22 protein-coding genes are annotated in these 24,294 nt (G+C 70.4%); 11 read left to right on the forward strand and 11 right to left on the reverse strand.

From position 1 onward, the window contains the following. Positions 1-29: 29 nt before the first annotated feature. From RIC11_RS04940 to RIC11_RS04955, 4 genes are all read right to left on the reverse strand, one after another. Positions 30-962 (reverse strand): hypothetical protein, encoded by a 933-nt coding sequence (locus tag RIC11_RS04940; protein ID WP_350208941.1) that lies wholly within the window; start codon positions 960-962, stop codon positions 30-32. Continuing rightward, positions 949-3,048 (reverse strand): serine/threonine-protein kinase, encoded by a 2,100-nt coding sequence (locus RIC11_RS04945; protein ID WP_350208943.1) that lies wholly within the window; start codon positions 3,046-3,048, stop codon positions 949-951. The genes RIC11_RS04940 and RIC11_RS04945 overlap by 14 nt, the downstream gene beginning before the upstream one ends. 47 nt (positions 3,049-3,095) lie before the next feature. Beyond that, the gene (locus tag RIC11_RS04950) at positions 3,096-3,845 is read right to left on the reverse strand and encodes an FHA domain-containing protein (protein WP_350208945.1); all 750 of its coding nucleotides are present in this window, start codon (positions 3,843-3,845) and stop codon (positions 3,096-3,098) included. A gap of 159 nt (positions 3,846-4,004) precedes the next feature. Beyond that, positions 4,005-4,826 carry a hypothetical protein gene (locus RIC11_RS04955; protein WP_350208946.1) on the reverse strand — a complete coding sequence of 274 codons (822 nt, stop codon included), beginning with the start codon at positions 4,824-4,826 and terminating at the stop codon, positions 4,005-4,007. Positions 4,827-5,102: 276 nt separating this feature from the next. On the opposite strand from RIC11_RS04955, the gene RIC11_RS04960 reads away from it, so the two are divergent. The 7 genes from RIC11_RS04960 to RIC11_RS04990 all read left to right on the forward strand — a co-directional run bounded on the left by RIC11_RS04960 (position 5,103) and on the right by RIC11_RS04990 (position 12,274). Beyond that, on the forward strand, positions 5,103-5,756 hold the full coding sequence (locus RIC11_RS04960) for a hypothetical protein (protein WP_350208948.1): 654 nt from the start codon (positions 5,103-5,105) through the stop codon (positions 5,754-5,756). Between the two features lie 44 nt (positions 5,757-5,800). Further along, positions 5,801-6,196: a heavy-metal-associated domain-containing protein gene (locus RIC11_RS04965; protein WP_350208950.1), complete on the forward strand. Its 396-nt coding sequence runs from the start codon at positions 5,801-5,803 to the stop codon at positions 6,194-6,196. Positions 6,197-6,210: 14 nt separating this feature from the next. After that, positions 6,211-6,819 carry a WcaF family extracellular polysaccharide biosynthesis acetyltransferase gene (locus tag RIC11_RS04970; RefSeq protein WP_350208954.1) on the forward strand — a complete coding sequence of 203 codons (609 nt, stop codon included), beginning with the start codon at positions 6,211-6,213 and terminating at the stop codon, positions 6,817-6,819. 306 nt (positions 6,820-7,125) lie between these two features. After that, a complete protein-coding gene (locus tag RIC11_RS04975; RefSeq protein ID WP_350208956.1) occupies positions 7,126-8,682 on the forward strand; it encodes a glycosyltransferase family 4 protein in 1,557 nt (518 codons plus the stop codon). 69 nt (positions 8,683-8,751) lie between these two features. Further along, positions 8,752-9,744: a GDP-L-fucose synthase family protein gene (locus tag RIC11_RS04980; protein WP_350208958.1), complete on the forward strand. Its 993-nt coding sequence runs from the start codon at positions 8,752-8,754 to the stop codon at positions 9,742-9,744. A 113-nt stretch (positions 9,745-9,857) separates the two neighbouring features. Beyond that, the gene (gene gmd / locus RIC11_RS04985) at positions 9,858-10,940 is read left to right on the forward strand and encodes a GDP-mannose 4,6-dehydratase (protein ID WP_350208960.1); all 1,083 of its coding nucleotides are present in this window, start codon (positions 9,858-9,860) and stop codon (positions 10,938-10,940) included. Next, positions 10,937-12,274: a glycosyltransferase family 4 protein gene (locus RIC11_RS04990; protein ID WP_350208961.1), complete on the forward strand. Its 1,338-nt coding sequence runs from the start codon at positions 10,937-10,939 to the stop codon at positions 12,272-12,274. Before gmd ends, RIC11_RS04990 begins: the two co-directional genes overlap by 4 nt. On the opposite strand, the gene RIC11_RS04995 is transcribed toward RIC11_RS04990, so the two are convergent. Next, entirely contained in the window at positions 12,243-12,710 is a 468-nt protein-coding gene (locus tag RIC11_RS04995) for a type II secretion system protein (RefSeq protein WP_350208963.1), read from the reverse strand. The genes RIC11_RS04990 and RIC11_RS04995 overlap by 32 nt on opposite strands. A 62-nt stretch (positions 12,711-12,772) precedes the next feature. On the opposite strand from RIC11_RS04995, the gene RIC11_RS05000 reads away from it, so the two are divergent. Further along, on the forward strand, positions 12,773-13,717 hold the full coding sequence (locus RIC11_RS05000; RefSeq protein ID WP_350208965.1) for a hypothetical protein: 945 nt from the start codon (positions 12,773-12,775) through the stop codon (positions 13,715-13,717). Positions 13,718-13,719: 2 nt separating this feature from the next. Then, positions 13,720-14,205, forward strand: a complete 486-nt coding sequence (locus RIC11_RS05005) for a SixA phosphatase family protein (protein ID WP_350208967.1) — start codon at positions 13,720-13,722, stop codon at positions 14,203-14,205. A 39-nt stretch (positions 14,206-14,244) separates the two neighbouring features. On the opposite strand, the gene RIC11_RS05010 is transcribed toward RIC11_RS05005, so the two are convergent. From RIC11_RS05010 to RIC11_RS05035, 6 genes are all read right to left on the reverse strand, one after another. Then, positions 14,245-15,369 carry a glycoside hydrolase family 18 protein gene (locus RIC11_RS05010; protein ID WP_350208969.1) on the reverse strand — a complete coding sequence of 375 codons (1,125 nt, stop codon included), beginning with the start codon at positions 15,367-15,369 and terminating at the stop codon, positions 14,245-14,247. A gap of 133 nt (positions 15,370-15,502) precedes the next feature. Beyond that, entirely contained in the window at positions 15,503-16,459 is a 957-nt protein-coding gene (locus tag RIC11_RS05015; RefSeq protein WP_350208971.1) for an LOG family protein, read from the reverse strand. A gap of 530 nt (positions 16,460-16,989) precedes the next feature. Next, a complete protein-coding gene (locus tag RIC11_RS05020; RefSeq protein ID WP_350208973.1) occupies positions 16,990-18,402 on the reverse strand; it encodes an MBL fold metallo-hydrolase RNA specificity domain-containing protein in 1,413 nt (470 codons plus the stop codon). Positions 18,403-18,539: 137 nt separating this feature from the next. Then, positions 18,540-19,268 (reverse strand): PAS domain-containing protein, encoded by a 729-nt coding sequence (locus tag RIC11_RS05025; protein ID WP_350208975.1) that lies wholly within the window; start codon positions 19,266-19,268, stop codon positions 18,540-18,542. A gap of 213 nt (positions 19,269-19,481) precedes the next feature. Continuing rightward, a complete protein-coding gene (locus tag RIC11_RS05030; RefSeq protein ID WP_350208977.1) occupies positions 19,482-20,363 on the reverse strand; it encodes a class I SAM-dependent methyltransferase in 882 nt (293 codons plus the stop codon). Between the two features lie 4 nt (positions 20,364-20,367). After that, positions 20,368-21,186 (reverse strand): undecaprenyl-diphosphate phosphatase, encoded by an 819-nt coding sequence (locus tag RIC11_RS05035; protein WP_350208979.1) that lies wholly within the window; start codon positions 21,184-21,186, stop codon positions 20,368-20,370. A 126-nt stretch (positions 21,187-21,312) separates the two neighbouring features. Here RIC11_RS05035 and RIC11_RS05040 point away from each other — a divergent pair, with 126 nt between their 5' ends. Together RIC11_RS05040 and RIC11_RS05045 are read left to right on the forward strand one after the other, a co-directional pair. Then, positions 21,313-22,284: an MBL fold metallo-hydrolase gene (locus RIC11_RS05040; RefSeq protein WP_350208981.1), complete on the forward strand. Its 972-nt coding sequence runs from the start codon at positions 21,313-21,315 to the stop codon at positions 22,282-22,284. A 256-nt stretch (positions 22,285-22,540) separates the two neighbouring features. Beyond that, complete coding sequence (locus RIC11_RS05045) at positions 22,541-24,283, forward strand: tetratricopeptide repeat protein (RefSeq protein ID WP_350208983.1); 1,743 nt, start codon at positions 22,541-22,543, stop codon at positions 24,281-24,283. The last annotated feature ends 11 nt before the right edge of the window (positions 24,284-24,294 follow it).

Genomic DNA, 24,294 nt, shown 5'->3' on the forward strand with positions numbered 1-24,294 from the left:
CGGTCGCCACGCAATCACCGCGGCGGCGATCAGGCGGTCGGTGTCGGCGCGCGACGCGGGCCGATCCGCAGCGCCATGTGCAGCACGCCGACCGCCGCCAGGAGCGACGCGCCGCCCAGCGTCACGACGCGCACGCCGCGCTGTTGCGTGAGGGCCGACCGCTCCCGCTCGACTCGCCCGAGCAAGTCGGTGCGGAGCTCCTCGTCGAGTTCCACCAGCGCGTACTGGAAGTAGACCTCGCCGACGGACGTGTCGCGTGCTTCGACGTGCCGCGCCTTGGTGACCTGCTCCACCAAATCGATCGGCAGCGGCGGCATTGGGCCGAGCCGGGGCGGCCACGCGGCGCCGACCTGGCTGTTGACCCACGCGACGGCGCTCTCGGTCGCCTTCTCTTGGCACGCGGTGCGTGTCGTGAAGGGTCCGACGACGATGACCTTCTGGTTGGCCGCCGGCGGCTGGTCGATCCAGGCCGGGCGGGCCTTGGCGGGCTCGCCGATAACCAGCTCGTCGGCGGGCGACTTTTGCGCGACGTCCGTCGCCGCGACCGCGGCCTGGCTCGCGTCGGCCTGCGCGTCCGACGTGTTTAGTTCGCCTATCGAAGCTTCGGGGGCGGCCTCGGTCGGATCTTGCCGCGTCTGTTCGGCTTCAGCCCCCCCGTCTAGGGCGATGCGTGGGGCGGCGGCGATCGCCTCGGGGTCGACGCCCGGCACGGCGGAGACAGGCGTCTCGACGCCCGGCACACTGACCGTCCGCGTGGACGGAATCACCGACACAAACGCGGCGGCAAGGGCGACTGCCGCGGACAGGGCCATCACGGTCATGCCGGTGAGCCACCCCCAACGCCGGTGCTTGAGCGCCGCTACGACCGCAAACAGCACGGCCAGCGCCAACACGCCCAGCACCGCGAGGCCGGCGAAGGAGATGACCACTTCGGGGACGCCAACGCCGCTATGCACGCTCATGGTAGAGACCTCCGTGGACGGGGCCGCGGGCCAGCTGGATGCGCCGGCTGGGCGGGCACCAGGGGCTCGCGGTCTGGGTCGCGCAGACAATGCCCGCGAGCAAGACCATGCCGAGCGGTTGCGGGTACCAAGTCACCAGCCCCGCCAAGAACGCGGCGAGGGCGGTCGCCGCGACGGCGAAGAAGCCGTTGCGGGTTCGCCGCAGGTAGTCGGTGGACCTCCACCACCGGATGACCGCGAAGGTCAATCCGAAGTAGGCCATCGACGCGACAAGCGGCACGGCGCCGGCGCCGGCGCCGCGTTCCCATGCCGGGTAGAGGTCCAAGCCGAAGGCCTCCTCCAGAAGCACCTCGTTCCATTCAACGCCGAGGTCGTCGCTGTACGGCAACGCCAGGCCCATCGTTTCGGCCAGGCCAAAGGCGGCGCAGCCGGCTGCGAGCCCGACGACCAGGTTCAGCCCGCGGCGGGGCAAGTGGTCTTCGAGCAGGGCTTCGGAAACCGCGCCGGAGAGGATCACGCCCCAAGACCCCAGGGCGATCACCGCGGCGGTCCAGACCGCGAGCGACATGGCGTCGGCTGCCGTGCCGCCCGCGAGCAACGGCCCCGCGATAGCTCCGAGAACGATCGCGGCTAGCGCGGCCACGAGGAGCGATCCGGTCAGGCTCGTCGCCTTGTCCCGCCGCGAGCGGAGGCGGCGTTCTTTCCGCGCCAGCTCGCGCCAGTCGTAAAGCGGGCCGCGGCGGCGGTTGGGCTTCGGCCGCTGGAGCTGCGCCGGCGCGGCCTCGGCGGCGGGAGGCGTCGTGTCGCCCTTGAGGAAGATCGACCAGAACAGGTACCAACCGAGGTACATCGGCACGATCGTCACGGGGATAACGAAAAGCACCCCCGACGCGATCAGCATCGCCAGCGTGGCGAAAAAGATGAGCCCCTTCCCCAGCGGCGGCAGCGGCAGGTCCTTCCACCACCGACGGGCCTCGTCGGACAGCTCGACCGCGTACTGCCAGAGCGGCTCGCGGGGCGGCTTCGGGTGGTCGGTGTGCGGCGGGCGCGAGACCGGCGACCAGACCTCTTGCTCGACCGGCGGCGGCACGGGCGTCAGGGCCGCCGGCGACGACTCGCCCGGCAGCAGCGCGACCATCTCTTCGACACTCGACAGCCGGTTCTCGGGGTCTTTGGCCAAGGCGCCGGCCACGATCGTGCGGTAGGGGTCGGCGATGCGGCTCAGGTTGGGCTCGGCGGTGAGGTGCTTCATGAGCACCTCGCCGACGCTCTCCCCCTCGAAGGGGACGTGGCCGGTGAGCATCTCGTAGAGGATCACGCCCAGCGCGTAAGAGTCGATCTCTCGGCCGTACCGCCCGCCGGCGATCTCGGGCGCCATGTAGTGGACGGTGCCGACCGACTCGGTCTGGCCGCTGCGGCGGCTGGTGGAGATGAACTTCGACAAGCCGTAATCGCCGATCCTCACCCGCTGGGAGATCGGGGCGTCGCCCCGTTCGAGGTAGATGTTGCCCGGCTTCAGGTCGCGGTGGACGATGCCGCTGGCGTGCAGGTAGGCGACCCCCGCGGCCACGCCGCGGAACCACTGGAGGGCTTCCTCGACCGGCATGCCGTCGGGGTGGCGCGCGATGGCGTCCTCGAGTGATTCGCCGGCCACGTACTCCATGACGACCCACTGGTCGTCGGCCGAGTCGGTGCGGAGGTCGTACAGGGCGACCAGGTTCGGGTGCTTCAGGTTCAGGCACTGCCGCACGCCGCGGACCTCGACATCGAGGTTCCGGCGGATCAGCTTCAGGGCGACCTCTTTGCCGGCGTCGCTGGTGGCGAAATAGACTTCGCCGAACCCTCCGCGGCCCACGCCGCGTTTGATCGTGTAGCCCTCGAGCGGGCGGTCGCCTGTGGCGTATTGAAAACGCATGGCCTTGGCGCGGCTGCCGCGTGGCGAGCGGCCCGCGTCGGCCGGACCGGCCTGCCCGGCGGCGTCCTCAGCGGAGGCCACGTCGGCGGCGGCTCTGTCGGCGGCTCTGTCGGCGGGCGACGCGTTGGATGGCATGCTACGACGTTTGCGGCACAGGGGGGCGGCGAACATCATTTTACAAGGTAAAAGGAGCGACGGGTGAGGCCCTGGGATAAACCTCAGACCTCAGCCACTTCTTCGACGCAGAAGGCGAAATCTTGCCCCTCGATTCGTTCCCCCGGAACAACGACGACCGGGCCCTCGACGCTCCGCCCAGCAACCGTCAGCGGGCCCCCCGCTCGGCAGCGGAGGCCCTCGGCGCCGCGGAACAGGATGGCCTCGTCTGTCGCGTGCGGGCAGCAGATGTGGCTGTGTTTGCCGGGCCCGATCACCGCGCACTCGGCCATCAGCAACACCGCGTCGGCGGCCGGCGCGGTGCGGCGGCCGCTCTCGATGCTCAGCAGGGCCGTGGCGCTCAGCGCGTGGGGCCGCCGCAGCCGAAGCCGCACGCTGCCCAGGCAAATTTCGGCGTCGTCCGGCACGAGGGTCGGCCCGTCGATCGGCCGCCCATCAATCTCGCACGGGCCGTACGGCGTCAGCACGTAGCTCCCCTCGCGGCGGCTCAGGCGGGCGTGGCGCCGCGACAGGTCGGCGAGGATCGCGATGTCCGGCGGGGCGTCGCCGCCGGGCTGGCCGATCGTGAGCTCGTCGGCGAGCATCAGCAAGAAGCCCCCTACGCCGTCGACCCACAGCAACCGATGCCGCACCGGGCCGCCGCTATCCGCATTACCCGACACCGTGTCCTCCTCGGCTTGGCGCCTGCCGATCGTGGTGCGTCGCAGCGACCAACTCAGCGAGCCCACCCCTTCGCCAGCGGGCGAGAGCCCCCTGTGCCATCGTGTGGGCCGGTCCTGGAGCGCTCGTGACATCGTATCGCTTCGCTGGTTGGGCGTCGGGCCGACGCGGGTGAGGACTCCCTGCGGGCGCCAACGCACGCGGCTCGCCGGCGGGGTCGCCCCCGTTTGCCCGGCGAGCCACAAGCGTCAGCCCCCCGGGCCAAGAACGGGCGGGGCGCTGCGATCGCTTCGTCAGTCCAGGCGGACGCTCGCCGAGGCGGCGGCCACCTTCCCGTCCGACTTCTTGTCCAGGCCGAAGTAGCTGGCGACCTGTTTCGTGACGTCCTGCGACTCGGCCGGGTCGAGCTGGATCTGGCTCGGGTAGTGATCCTCGGCGTTGGCGAGCCGCGCCGCCACGTCGAGCCGCGAGCGGATGTCGGCGATCAGCCCCTTGGCCTTCGCGAGTTGGCTCTCGTCGAGGGCGACCACGTCGCTCGACGCTTGGGCGACCTCGACCAGTTGACGCTGCGCCTCGAGGTTCTCGATCTCGGCTTCGAGCTCTTTCTGAGCGGAGGCCAGGCTCGTCAGGTTCTCGCGGGCAGCGTGCAGCTTCCCTTCCCGCGCGGCGTGCATCTTCTGCAGGTGCTCGAGCTTCTGGTCGGTCAGCTTGTGGCGGGTGAACCGCCGGGACAGGTCCTCAACGACCTCGCCTCGCTCGTAGGCGTGGCCGGCGTAGTGGAACACGTCCCGCTCCGACCCGAGGTCCGCTTGCAGCCGGAGGATCTCCTCCTCGCTCTTGTCGGCCTTCTCCTTGGTCGCACCGATCTGCTCGGCGAGCCGCTCTAGCTCGATCTCTTCGCGGGCGATCACCTCCATCGAACGCCGCACCTCGGGGGCGAGGTCGCTGACCATGTGGCGGGCCCGGTCGAGCTGGAACTCGATCGGCACCGCCTTCTCGACTCGGTTCGTAGCGCGGTTGAAAGCGGTGGTGACGTAGCTGTCCGCATCGGTGCCCAGCGCGATGCCGCCGACCAATCCGAGCAACAGGGTAGAAACGACGATTTTCTTGATCATGGTATGGGTCCCCTCGATCTCTCTAGTTTTGGGACGGATGGGACGGGGCCCCGACGCGGGGTCGCGATCCGAACTTGACGCCCGCCGAATACCGGGCTCACAGTGGGGACTTCGCGCGCCGCCGGCGATTCTTTGGGGAGAACTTGGAAAAATCCGCTAGCCGCTAGCCGAGGTAGGGTTCCCGCCCTGCCAGACCGGCCAAACGATATGATTACCCGAGCCCGGCAGCCCCCATTCGGCGCCCCCGCAGCCCAAGACCCGAGAGGCCCCAAACCGATGCGACCCTGCCACGGCACGATTTTCTGCTTGCTAGCACTCGGCTCGCTCGTCGCCGGCTGCGACAGCGGCGCCGGGAAACCGGACCCGGCGCTCGTGGAGGCCCTGCGGGATCTCTATCTCCTGGAAGTCGAGCCGGCCGGCGCGGTCACGCCCGTTGATTGGCACGAAGCGCAGGCCCAGCCGACGGCAGAGGACGAAGCCCCAGCCGAAGCGATCGACCTCGTCGAAACGGCTGCGGCGAAGCCGGGATCGAACGCCGAGACTACGGACAGCCGCGTCGTCGTGATGGGCAGGGTCGGTGGCATGCCGAGCCCGTTCGACCAGTCGGTCGACCAAGGCTTCCCCTTCCGAGAGGGCGAGGCCGCGTTCTTCCTCGTCGATCCGGCCACCGCGGCCGAGTTTGAGTCCCACGCCGCGGAAAAAGGTTCCGACCATGCGGCCGACTGCCCGTTCTGCTCACGCGAAGCCGCCGGAAAGACCGACGCCGTGGCTATGGTCACCTTCGCCGGGGAGTCCGGCGCGCCGGCGCCCGTGGATGTCCGAGAGCTCTTCGACCTGAAAGAGGGGGACCTGGCGGTCGTCCGGGGCGAGTGGTCGCTGGAAGGCGGGCTGTTGGTGGTGGCCGCCGACGGGCTGTTTATCCGCGAGTGACAGGCGTCTTTACCAAACCGATTTGCGACGACAGGGAGGTCGTGATGCAGCGCCGTACTTGGCTAACGATCGCCGCGATGGGAGTGCTGTTCGTTGCCAGCCAGCCCGGGCTGGCCGCCGAGGGCTCCCAGCCGCAGCCGCTAGCGCCGGGGATCGTCCAGGTGACCGTCGAAGACCTGCACTGCGCCACCTGCGCCCGCAAGGCGGCCAGGAAACTCTACGCGGTGAAGGGCGTCCGAAAGGTGACCGCATCGCTAGCGAACGACACGCTGGTGATCACCCTGCCCGCCGATCGACAAGCGCCGGTCGCGAGCCTTTGGCGGGCGGTGACCGACGCCGAGCTGAAGCCGGTCTCGCTCCGCTGGGCCGACCAGAGCGTCGACCGCGAGAGCATCAAGCCGCTGTTGGCCAGCCGGCCAGCCAACGCGGTCGCACGGTAACGCGCCGCCAGCGGATGCCCAAAACCGCCCCGCCCGCCGAGTCGCCCCAGCCGCCCCCTGCCGAGGCGGCCTGGGTCGATCTGTCGGGCTACACGCCCGGAGACTACCGCCCCGGCCGCGGCGCGGCGGTTCGGGTGGCCTGGTATCTCACGAGCGTGCTGCTGTTCGAGTCGGGCTTGTTCCCGGTCACCCGCGCGAAGCCGGCCTTGCTGCGGCTGTTCGGCGCGCGGATCGGACGCGGCGTGGTGATCAAGCCGAACGTCCGGATCAAGTACCCGTGGCGCCTGACCGTGGGCGATCATGTCTGGATCGGGCAAGAAGCCTGGATCGACAACCTGGCCGACGTGCGTATCGGCGACCACGTGTGTGTTTCGCAACGCGTGTACCTTTGCACCGGCAGCCACGATCACCGCCGGCGCGGTTTCGATCTGAAGACCGGCCCGATCACGCTCGAGAACGGCGCATGGGTCGCCGCGGGGGCGATCGTGCTGGGCGGGGTGCGGATCTGCGCAAACAGCATCGTCGCCGCCGGTGCGGTCGTCGGCCGCGACACGCCGGCGGGTAAGATCGTCGGCGGCGCCCCGGCCCGGGTTCTTGCCGATCGCCGGCGGCCGGAGCAATAGCCGGAAACCATCGGGGCGGGTTGTCTTTTTTCAACATGCCGGGTGAAAAGATTGGCACTTTTTCACCAACGGCGAGCAACTCTCCCGATGCGTGCGGCGTCCAAAGCCGGTGGAACAAAGGGTTTAGGCGCCCCGCTGACGTATTGGCCCGGGGCTTGCCTTAAGGCTTGGTCCGCGGGTCGCGGCAGGCACGCCGACACGCGGGGAGGCGGATTCCCGACGGCGCCGTCGAACGACTCGACGCGCCGGGGTCCCGCCGGCAGAATCAGCACGCTCAACTGACGCTGCACCTAGGAAAGCGCTGTCGTGAACCTCTCCGCAATGTTCTTCTCCGAGTACCGAGCCGCCACTTACCTCCTGGCGATTGGGGTGGGGTGGTTCGCGACTTACTTGCTCACGCCGGTCGTACGCAAGGCGTCGCACAAGCTCGGCTTTGTCGACCGGCCGGGCGGCCGCAAGGTGCAGGCGCACGCGGTCGCGCTCGGCGGGGGCGTGGCGGTTTTCACCGGCGCGCTGGCGGCCGTTGCGGTTGCTTTCTTGTTCGCCGACATCGCGTTGTCGGCCACCTTCTTCGGCGGAGATGCGCGCCTGCTGTCTGGCCTCGCGCTGGCGGCGGCCGCCACCTTGGCGCTGGGCGTGTACGACGACGCGACCAACCTCCGGGGCATTTACAAGCTCCTCGGCCAGGTCGCCATCGCGGGTCTGCTGGTCTACCTCGGCTTGCGGATGGACCGCTTCGAGCTGTTCGGCAACGAGATCACACTGGGCTGGCTCGCCGTGCCGTTCTCGATGTTCTGGCTCGTGGGCTCGACCAACGCGATCAACTTGCTCGACGGGATCGACGGTCTCGCTTCGGGGATCGGCCTCGTGCTGTGCCTCACCCTCGCTTCGATCAACGCTCTTTTCGGCCACTTCCCCGAGGCCGTTGTGATGCTGGCCTTGGCCGGCGCGCTGGTCGGGTTCCTCCGCTACAACTTCGCGCCGGCCACGATCTACCTCGGCGACGCCGGCAGCATGCTGATCGGCTTGGTGATCGGGGCGATCGCGATGGAGACCCACGCGAAGACGCCCGCCTTCGTGGCGATGGTCGTGCCGCTGGCCGTGTGGGCCGTGCCGATCCTCGACTCGGGAGCGGCGATCGTGCGTCGGCGGTTGACCGGGCGGAGCATCTTCGCGCCGGACCGCGGCCACCTGCACCACTCGCTGCTCACGCGGGGCTGGAGTGTCCGCCAAGCGACGATCTTCATCGTGCTGATCTGTGCCGTGACGTGCCTCAGCGCGGTGCTCGGCGTGCTTTGGCGGAACGAGTGGGTGGTGATCGCCACGGTGGCGTTCGTCCTCGTGTTCCTGATCGGCAGCAAGACCTTCGGCCACGTGGAGTTCGCGCTGGTCAGGGACCGCGTCCGCCCGCTGGGCCGGGGCGCGGGGGCCGGCGTCTCGCCCGGCGCGGTGCGGCTGCAGGGATCGCACGAGTGGGAGACCCTGTGGACTTCGCTCGTCGAGGCCGCACCGACCTACGGCATCACCAAGCTGCAACTGACCATCCACATGCCGGCCGTCCACGAGGCGTTCTTCGCACGCTGGCGCGGACCAAAAACACCCAAGGCCCTCGCCGAGGCGACCTGGCGCCTGACCCAGCCCTTGCTGGTCGACGGCGAGACCGTCGGCAAGCTCGAGCTGGCGGGTTTGGCCGATGGCGACAAGCCCACCAGTGAGCACCTCGCCCAGGTGCTAGACTTCCTGGAGCCCATCGAGGACGACATCCGCCGCGTGAAGCGCCTTCTCGCCGCGCAACAAACCCAATCGGCAGAAGGAGACCCCGAACCCGCTGCGAGCCGCGACGCCGTGCTCGCGAGCCACTGACCGGCGCCCGGCCCGCCGCCGCCGGCCTCCCTCCTCCCTCCTCCCCCCGCGCGCCCGCCGCCCCCCCGCATGATCGATCGCAGCCTACCGGTGTTTGTCTCCGGCCACCGCGGGATGGTCGGCTCGGCGTTGGTGCGGCGCCTCGAGAGCGCCGGGTTCTCGCAGACCCTGACCGCCACGCGCGACGAGCTGGACCTGCGAGACCAGCGCGCAGTCGACGCGTGGTTCGACGCGAACCGCCCGGCGTACGTGCTGCACGTGGCGGGCACCGTGGGGGGCATCCACGCCAACCGCAGCCGCCCGGCGGACTTCCTCTACGACAACCTGATGATCCACGCGACCGTGCTCCACGCGGCCTGGAGGACGGGCGTCGAGAAGCTGCTGTACCTGGGCAGCAGTTGCATCTACCCGCGCGACTGCCCCCAGCCGATCCGCGAAGAGTACTTGCTCACCGGGCCCCTCGAGACGACCAACGAGGCCTACGCGATCGCCAAGATCGCGGGCCTCAAGTCGTGCGCCGCGTACCGCCAGCAACACGGCTGCGACTTCATCTCGGCGATGCCGACCAACCTGTACGGCCCCAACGACAACTTCGACCTCGAGAACTCGCACGTCCTCCCGGCCCTGATCCGCAAGTTCGACGACGCCCGCGCCGCCGCCGGAGCGGCCGGGGGCCCGCCGCCGCCGGTCACGATCTGGGGCACCGGCAAGCCCCGGCGCGAGTTCCTCCACGTGGACGACTTGGCCGACGCTTGCCTGTTCTTGATGGACCATTACGACAGCGACTCGACAATCAACATCGGCACGGGCGAGGACCTGCCGATCGCGCGGCTCGCAGAAATCGTGCGGGACGCCGTTTGCCCCGACGCCGAAATCGTGTACGACGCGTCGATGCCCGACGGCACGCCCCGCAAGCTGCTCGACGTGTCGCGCCTGACCGACCTCGGCTGGACAGCCCAAACGCCGCTTACCGAGGGCGTGCGGGCCACCTATGCTTGGTACCGTCGCCACGCCCGGGACACGCACGAGTCGCACTCGGTCCGTGGTTTGAAGGCGTCCTGACGCCCGACCGATAGGAGGCCGCCGCCCGGCGAGCGGCGATTCTTGTCACGACTCCCGCTGCCGCCCCCCGCCCGCCAACCGTCCCGCCCAGCGCTCCCCCCAGAGACCACCCGATGGCCAATCCGTCCAAGCGGAAAGTCGCCCTGATCACCGGCATCACCGGGCAAGACGGGTCGTACCTCGCCGAGCTGTTGCTCCAGAAGGGTTACGAGGTCTGGGGGGTGATCCGCCGCAGCTCTTCGTTCAACACAGGCCGGATCGACCACCTGTACCAAGACCCGCACGAGAAGGACCGCCGGCTAAAGCTCTGCTACGGCGACCTTGCGGACAGCTCCTCGCTGCAGCGCGTGCTCAGCCAAGCGCAGCCGGACGAGGTCTACAACCTCGGCGCGCAGTCGCACGTGAAGGTCTCGTTCGAGGTCCCCGAGTACACGGGCGACGTCACCGGCCTGGGCGCGGCGCGGCTGCTGGGTGCGATCTACGAGCTCGGCATGCACGACTGCCGGTTCTACCAGGCGAGCAGCTCGGAGCTCTACGGCAAGGTCCTCGAGACGCCGCAGACCGAAACCACCCCCTTCTGGCCACGCAGCCCGTACGCGGCCGCCAAGGCTTACGCGTTCCACATCACCCGCAACTACCGCGAGTCGTACGGCCTGTTCGCGGTCAACGGGATCCTGTTCAACCACGAGTCGCCGCGACGCGGCGAGACGTTCGTCACCCGCAAGATCAGCCGCGCCGCCGCGCGGATCAAGCTCGGCATCCAAGACAAGCTGTACCTGGGCAACCTCGACGCGAAACGCGACTGGGGCTTCGCCGGCGACTACGTCGAAGGCATGTGGCGGATGCTGCAGGCCGACGAGCCGGAGGACTTCGTGCTCGCCACCGGCCAGACGCACTCGGTCCGTGACTTCTGCGACTACTGCTTCAACGAGGTGGGCCTGCCGCTGGAATGGCGCGGCGAGGGGGTCGACGAGGTCGGCGTCGGCGAAGACGGCCAGCCCCTCGTGCAGGTCGACCCGAACTACTTCCGCCCCGCCGAGGTCGACTTGTTGCTCGGCGACCCCTCGAAGGCGAAGCGCGTGCTCGGCTGGGAGCCGACGGTGACCGTCGAGGAGCTCGCGAAGATGATGGTCGAGAACGACCTGGCGCTCGCCGGCGCCGAGGCCACCTCCCACAGCGCCGCCGCTACGCTGTGACGGGCCGCCGCCACGCTGTGACGGGCCGCCGCCACGCTGCGAGCGATCCCCAAGCCGGCGCGCGGGGCCGCTTGCTCGTCCTCACGCAGGTCTACGCGCCGGACCCGACCGCCGTGGGCCAGTACCTGACCGACGCCGCCGAGGCGCTCGCCGCGCGTGGCTATGCGGTGCGCGTGCTCACTTCGGCGCGGGGCTTCGACGACCCGTCGCAGCGGTACCCGCTCCGCGAAACGCTCCGCGGCGTGGAGGTCGTCCGGATGCCGTTGGCGTCGTTCGGCAAACGCACGATCGCACACCGCCTGGCGGGGATGGTGGCGTTCCTCTTGCAGGCCGTCGTGAGGGGCCTCTTCACGCCGCGGCTCGAGGGCATCGTCGTCAGCACGTCGCCGCCGCTGGCGTCGTTCGCCGCGGTGCTGATCGGCTGGGTCCGCCGCGCGCCGATCACCTACTGGGTGATGGACCTCAACCCGGACCAGATGATCGAGCTCGGCCGGATCCGCGAGGGCGCTCTCTCGGCGCGCGTCTTCGATTGGTTCAATCGGCTGATCCTCCGCCGGGCCGCGCAGGTGGTCGCGCTCGACCGGTTCATGGCCGATCGGCTCTGCCGGAAACTCGACGTCTCGGCGAAGCTGACGGTCATGCCCCCCTGGCCGCACGGCCAGCACGAGGAGCCGGTCGCCCACCACGAGAACCCCTGGCGGAAGGAGCACGGGCTCGAGGGCAAGTTCGTCGTGATGTACAGCGGAAACCACGCGCTGACCAACCCGATCGAGACCGTCCTCGACGCGGCCGTCGCGATGCAAGACCGCGAGGACCTGGTGTTCCTGTTCGTCGGCGGCGGCGTGCGGAAGCGCTCGGTCGAAGAGACCCTCGCCCGCCACCGGCCGACGAACCTGGTGAGCCTCCCCTACCAGCCCCGCGACACGATCCGCTACTCGCTGTCGGCGGCCGACCTGCACGTGGTCACGCTGGGCGAAGCGGTCGTCGGCTGCGTGCACCCGTGCAAGGTCTACGGCGCGTTGGCGCTCGGCCGACCGGTGTTGTACGTGGGGCCCAAGCCGAGCCACGTGACCGACCTGATCGCCGAGGACGACCCCCAGCGGCGGATCGGCTGGTCGCTCGCCCACGGCGACGTCGAAGCCGCCGTGGGCGCCATCGACCACGCGCGGGGCCTGCCGCCGGGCGAGCTAGCCGAGATGGGCCGGCGGGCCAGTCGCCTGGTCGACGAGCGCTTCGACACGGCCGAGATGATCGGGCGGTTTTGCGACGCCGTCGACGCGGCCGTCGCGGGCCACGGCCCGGTCACTGCATCCGCATCCGCAGCCGTTCGTTGACGCCCAGCGCGTTGGTGCTCAGCACGCCGGTCGAGAGGTCGCCGTCGTCGATCCGCGCGTCGATCTCCGGGAACGCGTCGGCGTCGGCCCCCGGGCCGACGATCTTCAGCTGGACGGTCCCCGTGCCGGCGCCGTCCCAGTCGTAGCGTCCGCCGACCGGGCACGCGGCCGCGAACAGGTCCGGCCGCAGGTACGCGTCGAGCCCCTCGGGCATCTGCCCCGGCAGGGCGCCGGGCGGCCACGAGCCGAGCTCGTGCCGGTACATCTCGGCCGCGACCGTGATCGTCTTCAGGTGCTGGACGGTCGCCTCGACCGCGGCGGCGTCCGACGCCTCGCCTAGCCTCGGCGCGGCGACGCCGGCGAGGACGCCGATCACCAGCAACACGATCACCAATTCGATCAGCGAGTAACCGGCGTTGGCGGAGCGACGCTGCACACCACAAGCGTAGGTCAGCCCCCGGCTGCAGGCGGCGGCCGCCCGCCCGTACAATCGGCGCCATGCTCCCAAGCGACAGAGCCCGATGGACGGTCGGCGTCGACGAAGCCGGCTACGGCCCGAACCTGGGCCCGCTGGTCGTTGTCGCGACCGCCTGGCGGGGCCCCGCCGACACGCCGCTAGAGAGCGCGCTCGCGCCGGCTCTAGCGGCCGACGTCGGCGAGGAAGAGCGACTGGTGATCGCCGACTCCAAGTCGGTCTACAAGCCGGGCGGGGGCCTGGCGGCGCTGGAGCGGGCGGTTTACGCCGCCACGGGAGCGCCGACCAACTGGCGCGGGTGGCTCGCCCAACTCGGCGTGACCGCCGACGCCACCCCGCCGCCGTGGCGCCAAGGGTACGACCCGCCGTTGCCGATCCACGCCGACCTCGGCCAAGTCGAAGCCGGCCGCCGCCGGCTGGCGGCCGCGCTCGGGGGGGCCCGGTTCGCCCCGCCGATCGTCGCGGCGCGGGTGGTGGGCGCTGAGGAGTTCAACCGGCTGATCGCTCGCCACGGAACGAAGGGCGCCGCGCTGTCGCACCTCTCGATCGGCCTGGCGCGGCGGGTCTACGAGCGAGCGGCCGACCCTCACGCCGACTGGCGATTCGTGTTCGACAAGCACGGCGGCCGCAACCGTTACGCGGGGCTGCTCCAAGACCATTTCCCAGACCACTGGGTCCAGGTCCGCCAAGAGGGCCGCGCCGAAAGCGCTTACCAGGCGGGCGAGCGGCTCGGCTTCCGATTCCGTACGAAGGGGGAGTCCGAGCCGGCGGTGGCCCTAGCGTCGATGACCGCGAAGCTGGTCCGCGAAGTAGAAATGCTGGCTTTTAACGCGTTTTGGCGGCGGCGGCTGCCCGACTTGCGGCCGACGGCTGGTTATCCTGTCGACGCCCGGCGATTCAAAGCCGAAATCGCCGCCGCGCAGACAGAGCTCGGCATCGCGGACGCCGCCCTTTGGCGGGAACGCTGACGATGATCCTCTACCTCGCCCGCCACGCCTGGGCCGGCCGCTACGGCGATCCGGCCTGGCCAGACGACTCCAAACGGCCGCTCACACCGCACGGGGTGAAGCGCTACCGGCGGATGCTCGAGCGCCTGATCGATGGCGGCTTCGCGCCCGAGCGCATCGCGACCAGCCCCTACGTCCGCTGCGTGCAGTCGGCCGAGCTCATCGCCGAGGCGACCGCGGCGCCCCTCGAATCGATCCGCGACCTCACGCCCGGCGGCACGGCGCCGGCGTTGCTCCGGTGGAGCCGCAAGTCGGGCGCGGAGCGGGTTTGCCTCGTCGGGCACAACCCGGACATGGAACGTGTCACCGCGTTGCTCATCGGCGACCGGGGCGCGTCGCTCCGCTTCCCGAAGGCCGCCGTCGCGGCGATCCGCTTCGACGCCCCCGCGCCCGAGCCGGGCGAGGGGACCCTGCTGTGGCACGCGACGGCGAAGCTCCTGGGGGTCTAGTCACGGGACCCCAAGCAATCCGCCGATCCCGCCCCGCGGTCATTCGGCCGGCCAGGCCTTGTTGGCCGCGTTGATCAGCCAATGGCGCCCGTCCGGCATGCGGTCTTGATGGACCGCCCAGAACGACATGCCGCGGTACCCCTGCTCGCGCGCCCAAGTCGCCTTCAGGTGGATCGAGTTGCGGTCTTCGTAGGTGATCAGCTCCGGCCCGTCGTCGGCCTGTTCGTCGTCGACGGGCGTCAGCGGCGAGGCGCCGGCGCCGCTCACCCGCGGCGCCGGTTTGCGGAGCCACGGAGCGCGGCTCTCGTTGTCCCACTCGGCGAACCAGCCCTCGCCCACGAGCCGACGCACCGCGGAGAACGGCAGCACGCGGTGGCGGTCTCCTTGGTCGGGGTCGAGCGCGTCGAAGGGACGCGCCACGGGCATCGACCGCCCAAACAGCGGCGCGGCGACCACCAGCTTTTCCTTCGGCACGCCCCGCTCATGCTGCCAGTAGCGCATCGCGCCGGCCACGCTCCGCGACTCCCTTTCGGGGTCGCGCGAGGAAGCAAACAGCGGCGCGTGCAGGGCCGCGACTCGGGACCACGGCCCCGACATGTCGTAAGCGGCCACCTCGAGCCAATCAGCCTCTCCCACAACCCGCTCGATATCGACCCATTGGCCGAAGTCCGGCGACGGGCTCACCGTCGCGGTGAGCAAGTAGGTGGCGTCTCGGCCCTCGCGCGCCGCCAGTTCGCCCAGCGCCGACCGCAGCCGCGCGATCAGCCGCTGGTGACCCCGCTTCGTCGCTTCGTCGAACGGGAACTCCCAACCGACGTGGACGCCGTCGTAGCGACCTTCCTCGACCAGCCCCGTCACTTCGGAAACGAACTCCGTCAGGCGCTGCTCGTCGGCGGCCACGACGGCGAGACCCTTGACCGTCGCGCCGCCGCCGATCGTCATCAGCACGGGCACGCCGGCGCGGCGCCCGTCGGCGGTCAGGGCCGGGTTGGGCACCGCGTCGGTCCCGATCGGCTTGCCGTCGGCGTCGACCCGCAGGAACGCGTGGCACAGGTGGGTCAGGCTCGACCAGGGGATCTGCTCGACGGGCAGGTCGCCGAAGGTCGCGTAGTGGCCGACCATCACCCGCTCGGCGCCGTGGGCGGGCAGGGCTAAGAGCAGCATCGACAAAACGAGCAAGCAGCGGCACACGTGCACAGCCTCCGGTGGGCGATCCGAGACCGACTATCCTCGCCCGGCCGCCGCGCGGCCCGCTAGGGGAGTGCGGCGCCGGCTCGAGCCCGGGGGGGCGACGCGGTCACTTCACGTCGTGGAATTTCGCGATGATGCCCCAAGCCTCCTCGGGCGTCTCGGCGTAGTCGATCAGCTCGAGGTGCTCGTCGGCGATCACGCCCTCGTCGGCCAGCTTCTGGAAATCGATGACCGAGTCCCAGTACTCGCGCCCGTACAAGATGATCGGGATCGCCTGCATGCGTCCGGTCTGGCGCAGGCAGAGGGTGTTGAAGAGCTCGTCGAGCGTGCCGAAGCCCCCCGGGAAGACCACCAGAGCGGCGGCGCGGAGGATGAAGTGGAACTTCCGCATCGCGAAGTAGTGGAACTGGAAGCAGAGCTCGGGCGTGATGTAGGGGTTGGGCTCTTGCTCGTGGGGCAGCTCGATGTTGAGCCCGACGCTCTTCGCGCCGATGTCGAACGCGCCGCGGTTGCCGGCCTCCATGATGCCCGGGCCGCCGCCGGTGGTGATCACGTACTCGCACTGGCCGTCGGTCTGGCACCGCTGGCTGACCAGCCGAGCGAACGCGCGGCACTCGGTGTAGAAACGGGACTTCTTGAGCCGCGCCTCGGCCCGGATCACGCCGCGCTGCGCGCCGTGGTCGTCGGGGTTGTTGTCCAGCTCTTCCTTGGCCAGGGCGAGGCGCATCTCCGCCTCTTCGCGCGGCACGATCTGGGTCCCGCCGAACACGACCACGGTCGATTTCACCCCCTCGCGGGTGAGCAGGACCTCGGTCTTCTGCAGCTCCAGCTGCATCCGCACCGGCCGCATCGACGAGTCGCGGAGCCACTCGGTGTCTTTCTCCGCGAGCGTGTAGGTGGGCGAATTGATGATCGCCCGCCGGTTCGCCTCGACCTCGGGCGGCAGCTCCGCGTGGTGCGCGTCGAGCGAGAAGTCGGGCGCGACGTCCATCGGCTCGGCCGGCTTCTGCGCAGCGGGGCCGACGTCCTTAGAGGGACGGTTCTTCGAAGGGGGCTTGGGCATGTTGCTAGCAAGAGGGGGCGGGCCGGCTCCGGCTCGGTCGTTCGGATAGCTAAGAAGTTTCACGCAAAGGCGCGAAGGCGCAAAGATGGATCAGTCGTCCCGGTAGAGGAAGGCACGCGCCTCGGCGTCGGTCCCACGTGTAAACGGCTGAAGATATGTCTGTATGTCGAGAGCCAAAGCTTCAAAACCCGCCATCGGAACGGTGCGGTCAAACCAAGCGAAACGCGACACGCTCGCTACACCCAGAAGCCTCATCAAGTCGCCATGGCTCACCTGGGGGCCTCCGCAAGCGTAGGTTACGCAGCCGATCGCCTGCCGGTACGAGAAAGCCATTTCTCGGTCGCGGGCGGTGTACCTCGCCGCAGCAAAGGCGCCGCCCGAGCTATTGCCCGCGCCGGCTAGTTGAAAGCAAAACCCGTGGGCCATAAGCACGGGGTCTAGCAGTTGCCGTCCAGCATGGACTGCTGCAACAGGTTCCATAGTGAGCGGGTCCTTTGCGTCTCTGCGCCTTGGCGTGAGATCACCCGGCGTCACGCTAGCTCGTGCGCCTCGCCCATGGCGGGCACGTGCACGGTCCACTTCCGCTGCTCGCGGAGGGTCTTCGCCAGGGCGGCCGCGGCGTCGGGCTCGCCGTGGGTGAGGAAGGTCTTCTTGGGGGGCTGCTTCACGTGGCTCAGCCACCGCAACAGCCCCCCTCGGTCGGCGTGGCCGGACAAGCCGGGGACCTTCTCGATCGCCGCGTTGACGACGATGTCTTGCCCGTGGATCCGCAGCGTGGGCTCGCCGTTCTCGAGCCGCCGCCCGCGGGTGCCGACCGCCATGTAGCCGCCCAGGATGACCGTCGTCCGCTTGTCGGGAAGCCGCCGCTTTAGGTGGTGGAGGATCCGGCCGGCGGTCATCATGCCGCTGGAGCTGATCAGCACCGCGGGCCCCTCGAGGTGGTTGAGGGCCTTCGACTCGTCGACGCTGCGGCACAGGTGAACCGAAGGGCCGCCGAGCACGGGCCGGTCGCCGATCTCGCAGCCCCCGCGCACGCCGCACAGCTGCGCCTCGGTGAGGTCGTGGTCCTCGCAGTGCTCGCGGTAGATCTTGGTCGCGTCGACGCTCATCGGGCTGTCCAAGTAGATCGGCAGGTCCGGGATCCGCCCGTCGCACTTGAGCACCTGCAGCAGGTAGATCAGCTGCTGCGCCCGCCCCACCGCGAACGAGGCCATCAGCATCACCCCGCCCCGCCCCACCCCGCGGTGGACGACCTCCTTGAGCCCGTCGAGCAGGCTCTCTTCGGGGTGGTCGCGGTTGCCGTAGGTGCTCTCGCAAACCAAGTAGTCGCACTCTTCCGGCGGCGGCGTCGGGTCGTGGTAGAGGGGGCCGTCGTAGCGGCCCACGTCGCCGGAGAACAGGATCCGCTTGGTCGAACCCGGCTCGCGAACCTCGATCTCGATCAGGTTCGAACCGAGCAGGTGCCCCGCGTCGCGCCAGCGCGCGTGGATCGGGCCGGCGATCTGGCGCCACTCGTCGCGGGGGGTCGGCCGGAAGAGCTGCATCGCCTCGCGGACGTCGTCGGCGGTGTACAGCGGCAGCGCCGGCTTGTGCTTGCTGAAGCCCTTCTTGTTCGCGTACTCGGCGTCCTTCTCTTGGATCTTCGCGGAGTCGAGCAGGATCAGCTCGGCGAGCTTCTCGGTCGCCGGCGTGCACCACACCGGCCCCTCGAAGCCCTCCTTCACGATCCGCGGCAGGTAGCCCACGTGGTCCAGGTGCGCGTGCGTGAGCAGCACCGCGTCGACCTCGCCCGCCTTGAACGGGGTGCCCGCCCAGTTGCGTTCACGCAGTTCCTTAAGTCCCTGGAACAGCCCGCAGTCGATCAGCACCGAGGCGTCGCCCGCCTCGAGCAGATACTTGCTGCCGGTGACCGTACCGGCGGCGCCGTGGAAGGTGAGTCGCATGGGCTTCCGCCGAGGGGCTGGGGTCCGCGGGCGCGTCGGACGGCCAGTCCGGCCCCGCGGGCCGGTGGCCGGGTGGACACACGGTAACCGAACCCCGGCGGCGCCGCAGCACCTCCCGGCGGCTGGTCCCGAGCCGCTTAGACCCCGAGGTCGAGGAAGCCGCGGTCCTGCAGGCGGACGAGCAGCCGCGCCAGGTCGACGGCTTTCGCCACGCCGAGCTTGGCGAAGGCCTTTTGTTTGCGGAGCTCGATGCCGCGCGTGGTCATGCCGAGCGCTTCGCCCAGTTCGCGGCTGCTCACGCCCAGGGCCGTCTGGCGGCAGATCTCTTGGTCCCGCTTGCTGAGCAAGCGGAACCGCTCGCAGGCCGCCGCCAAGTCGATCGCCCGCGTCGCGCCGGTAGCGGCGACCGCCGTTCGCTCGATCACTCGCACCACCGCCAACAAGGCGAACCCCGGTGTGTCCAACTTGCGGAGCGAACGCTTGTGCGTCTGCACGCGGTAGACCGACCCATCGGGTCCGAATCCGGAGTGCTCGCATTCGACATACGGCACGCCGTCGAGCACGAGCTGTTCGATCAGCTCCGACCGCCGCGCCATCGGCGGATCGAGGTACGAGCCGCAGCAGCGGCCGACGGGCGTCGAGCCGGGGGTGAAGGCCGCCGCGTGGGCGCGGTTGCTGTAGACGACCACCCCTTCGGCGTTCTTGACCACGATCCCGTCGGAGTAATCCTCGAAGCCCTCGAAGTCGTATTGCCCCTCGGCCACCGCGTCGCACACGTACTGGACGGCGCGATCGGCGACCTCGTTCAAGGGTTCATTCGCCGCAGACGGCGGCGGTGGCTCGACGAGGGTGTCGGAATCGCTCACTTGGTGACTACTCTCCTAGCACGGGCAGACGACTCACCCCTCCCCTGACCGGTCGTGAAACGACTGCGCAATCCGATCGGTGCAGCGATAAGCACGAACATAAAAGCGACGGGTGCTTGTGCCCGGCCTTTGTTCTATCGCGCCCGAATTCGGGCCTCAACGCAGCGGTGGCGCAATGCGATGCGCCCCGCGCAATGGGCGAAGCGCTCCCGGTCACGGCCACCGCGCCCACACGCCCGACCTCAACTTCCGGTTATCGGCGGTGCTGAGCAGTAATTCGCCGGCCCGGGGGGGCTGCCCGCAGTGGCCGATGACCGCGTCGGACAGGTAGGCCGTCAGCTCGGCCGGCCCCACGCCCGGCGTGTGGCAAGTGGCCAGGAAGCCTTGGCCGACCCCGCCGGCCAACTCGGCGCACAGCTCGAGCAGGCCCGGCAAGTCGCGGTCGATCCGCCAGGCGCTGCCGCCGGGCCCGTGCCCATAGGTCGGCGGATCGAGCACGACCAAGTCGTACCGGCTGCCTCGGCGGACTTCGCGTTGACAATAGCGTACGGCGTCTTCGACGATCCAGCGGATCGGCGCCTCGGCCAGACCCGAGAGTTTCGCGTTGTCGCGCGCCGTTTGGACCGACGGCTTCGACGCGTCGACGTGGGTCACCGCCGCGCCGGCCGCCGCCGCCGCCAGCGTGCTCCCGCCGGTGTACGCGAACAGGTTCAGCAACCGCGGCGGCTCGTCGGGTCGCGTTGCGGCGATCCTTTTGACCCGGCCGGCGATCCAGCGCCAACACTCGAGTTGCTCGGGGAACAGGCCGACCTGCCCCGCCGGCGTGGGCCGGATCGCCATCGCGATCTGCAGCGAATCGCCCAGCGGCACACGGCATTCGAACGGGCCGGACCGCTCGGCCGACCGCGGCCGCCAATCGCCGTCGGCCGCCCGCGCGCCGTCGTACCGCGCGGCCGCTTCGCGCCAGCGCGAGGGCGCCTGTCGCGGCCGGTCGGCTTGCGGGCAGGGGCGGTCGACGACGAACCCGGCGAACCGCTCCAGGCGTCGGTTGTCGCCGAAGTCGATCAGCTCGTAGTCGGGCCAGTCGGTCGCCACTCGCTCAACCTCCCGGCGCGCGGCCGTCCCAGAGCAACCAAGCGATCACCGCCACACTCAGCGGCACGAGGTACCAAGCGAACACGGCGAGTCGGCCGCGCTTCACGAACCGTATCAGCAGCGACAGGGCGCCCCATCCCACGATGAACGACGCCACGAAGCCCACCGCGAGCCGTTCGATGGGCGTGCCCGTCGTGCCGGACTCGAGCGCCTCGAGCGCTTCGAGCGCCCCCGCGCCGAGGATCGCGGGGATGGCCAGCAAGAACGCGAAGGTCGACGCGCTCTCCCGGTCGAGCCCGGCGGCAAGGCCGGCGGCGATCGTGGAGCCCGAGCGGCTCACTCCGGGCAGGATCGCGACCGCTTGCGCCGCGCCGATCCCGAGCGCCCGGCGCCAGGACATCGCCTGGTACGGGTCCGTCCCTTCGCGGCGGCGCGACGCGTACACGAGCACCGCCGCGGTGACGGGGAACATCAGCGCCGCGAGCCAAACGCTGTCCAGCAGAGCGTCGGCCGACGCATCGTCCAGGCCCTTCTTGATTCCTACGCCGACCACCGCCGCGGGCAGTGTGCCGATCACCAGCAACCCGATCACCCGGCGATCCTCGCCTAGCAGGCGAGCGATCTCCGTGCGGTAGTAGGCCAGCACGCTGGCCAACGTGCCCAGGTGCAGCGCGATGCTCACTTCGATCAGATCCTTGGTCTGGCTCAGCCCCAACCGCTCGAGCACCGCGTTCGCGACCACAAGGTGGCCCGACGAGCTGACCGGCAGAAACTCCGTGAGCCCTTGCAGGACCGACAGCAACAGCAACTCCAACCACCCCATGACGGCACGATCGCGATAGAACTAGCGGACACGCCCCGCGGGCGTGGGGGCCGTATTATGCCCGTAATCGCCGCGGCTTCGCAGGCCGTGTCTGCCGGCGCCTCAACTCACTTCCGAAGCCCCCGCTTGTTCGCCTACGAAGACGGCCTGCTGCTGACCCGCCCCCGGCTGTGGGTCGACGTGCGCCGGCGGCAACGCCGCGCGTTCGTGTCGCACGCGCACGCCGACCACATGGCGCGGCACGAGATGGCGTTCTGCACTACCGAAACGGCCCACCTGTACCGCACGCGGCTAGGCCCGCGGCCCGTTCGGGAGATGCGGTACGGCTCGGCGATCGAGCTGGCGGGCGTGCGGCTGACCGCTCTGCCAGCGGGGCATTGCCTCGGTTCGGCGATGCTGCTGGCCGAGCAAGACGGCCGGTCGCTGCTGTACACGGGAGACTTCAAGCTCGGCCCGTCGCTCACCGCGGCGCCCGCGCAGCCCGTGAAGGCCGACTGGCTGGTCATGGAATCGACCTTCGGCCGCCCCGAGTACCGCCTGCCGCCACGCAGCGAGGTCGTCGAGCAACTCCTGCACACGGTCCACGACGCCCTCGACGCCGGACGCACACCCGTCGTGCACGCCTACGCGCTCGGCAAGAGCCAAGAGGTCACGAAGATCCTCACCGCCAACGGCGTCCCGGTGCTGCAGCACCCGCACGCATGGCGGATCAGCCGGGTTTACGAGGCCTGCGGCTGCGAACTCGGCTCGGGCGCGGCCGATGTGGCCGAGTACCACCGCGCGCCGCTAGCGGGCCACGCCGTCGTGACGCTCCCCCGCTCGATGAAGAACCACCGGCTGCCGGGGCTGGGACCGGTGGTGTCGATCGCGGTGACCGGATGGGCCGCCGCCCCCGGCGCGGCGAAGCGGCTCGGCGTCGACGTCGCGCTGCCGCTCTCGGACCACGCCGACTACACGGAGCTGATCCGGCTCGTCGAGCTCGTCGAGCCGCAGGTCGTGTACTGCACCCACGGGCCAGCGGGGTTCGTCGACCGCCTGCGCAGCCTCGGGCACGACGCCCGCCCGTTGGCCCCCGAGCCGCAGGGCCGGCTCTTCTAGCCGCCGGCGCCCCGCTCTAGCCGCTGGCGCCCTGCCATCGCCGCTAGCGGCGACCCGGGCGGGTTGTGCCGGTTGCGCCGGCGCGGCCTAGCGAGGCGGCCTCCGGAGGGTCCGGTTTTGCTAGTCGTCCCGGTTGAGCGGCGACGAACCTACCAAGGACGCCGCGCCGCCCCCCCGGGCGGACGCCGCGCGCCGCCGGGGGTGCGAGTCGGTCCGCCCCCGGAGCCGTCGATCGAGTGCGAACGAGCCGCAACGCATGAAACCCGCTACGCCCCAGAGGGCCGCGCTCCGCCTCGCTTGGATGCTAGCTGCCATCGTGGCGACGCTCGCTATGCTGGCGGTCGCTGCGTACCGGGTTGCGGACCGCTCGGCGCCGGAGCCGCCGGTCGTGTCGCTGACTCCCGCGTCGGCCGCGCCCGTTTGGGCGCCGCCGCCCTCGTTCGACGCCACGGATCCGTTAACCCTCGCCGACGACAGCCAAGCAGGCGCCGAGCCGATCGACGCCCGCCCCATCGAGGCCGCGATCGAGCCAGCCCCGCCGCTGCCCGCGGCCGCCGAGCAAGTCGCCGACGTGGAGCACCGCCCGGCGATAGCCGTGTCGCCCGTCGGAGCAGAGGCAAACCCCTGGGTGGGGCTCGAACGACAGCAGTCGGTTCCTCTTCACTCCGACTTCGGGGGCTTGGTCATCGAAAACCCGGCGGCGCTCGGCCCCCCCGACGACGACGCGCCGCCCCCGCCACAACCCCAAGTGGCGTGGCGCCCCTCCCCGCAACCAGCCCAAGCGCCGGCGCCCCCCGCGCAGCCATTCCCGTTCGCCCAGTCGGCGCCCATGCCGCCGGCGCCGGATGCGCAGCTGGCCGCCGGGCCAACCGAAGCGCCGGTCGGCGACGCCGCCCCGCCGGAGCCAGCGCCAGCGCCGGCGCGGTCGGCAAGCGTCGCGGAAGCGGCCCCTGACCAAGAGCGGAGAGAGATCGCGTACACCACGTCGACCAACGACCTGAGCCGACGCTTAGAGCCGGTCGTGCAAGCGGGCTTTCAGCTCGGCAAGTCGGGCGCGGTCTACGCCGCGCGGTCGAAGTTCGTCGAAGTCCTCCGCCGGATCGCCGCCGCGAAGGACGCCGAGGAGGGGGGCGACCGCCACGCCCGCGCTCTCGCTGACGGGCTCCGCACGCTGGAAGACGCCGACGACTTCGTCGCCCACGGCGACGCGTTGGAGGCCGAGATGGACATCGCGGCGATAGCGCGGTCGCACACTTCGGGGCTGCTGGAGCCCGGCGAAGCGATCTCCGCCCACGAAGCGATCGGCCGCTACTCGCGCCACGCGGCGACGCGCCTCGCCGAGGCGGCCGCGAACGAGCCGTCCGGCTCGATGGCGCTCTACGGCCTCGGCAAGACCTACGCCCGCATGGAGGCCCAAGCCGACGACGCGTCGGCCGGTCGCAAGAGCGCCGTGATGTACCGAGCGGCGACCGAGGCCCACGGGGAGAACTACCTCGCCGCCAACGAACTCGGCGTGCGGCTGGCGCGCGAGGGGCACTACGAACAAGCCCGCCGGGTGCTCCTCGACGCCGCGCAGCAGCCCGCGGCGATCGCCACGGTGCACGCCAACCTGGCCGCCGTAGAGCGTCGCCTCGGCTACGGTCGAGCGGCCGTCGCGGCCGAGTCGCGTAGCGAGAGGTTGGCTCAGGCCGAACGCGCCACGGGCCAGGTCTCTCGCCGGCACGGCGTCGAGTGGATGGCGCCCGACGCGTTCCGTCGCGCGGCCCCGGCCGAGGCGCCGCCGCGGGCCGCCGAGCCAACCGCTGCCCAACCAGTCGCTGCCCACCCTGTCGCCGCCGCGCCGGTCGGCGCCGCGCCGGCCCCGCCCGACACCGGCGGCTGGACCACGTGGGTGAAGGCCGCCAAACGGATGACCGGGTGGGCGCCGGCGCCGCAGCAGGAGGCAGGGCCCGCAGCGACCGGCCCTCGCCTGGCCACGCCGCAGCGGGTCGTTCGCTGAGCGATCCCACC

This window comes from Botrimarina sp. (genome assembly GCF_040219535.1).
Taxonomy (GTDB): Bacteria; Planctomycetota; Planctomycetia; order Pirellulales; family Lacipirellulaceae; genus Botrimarina.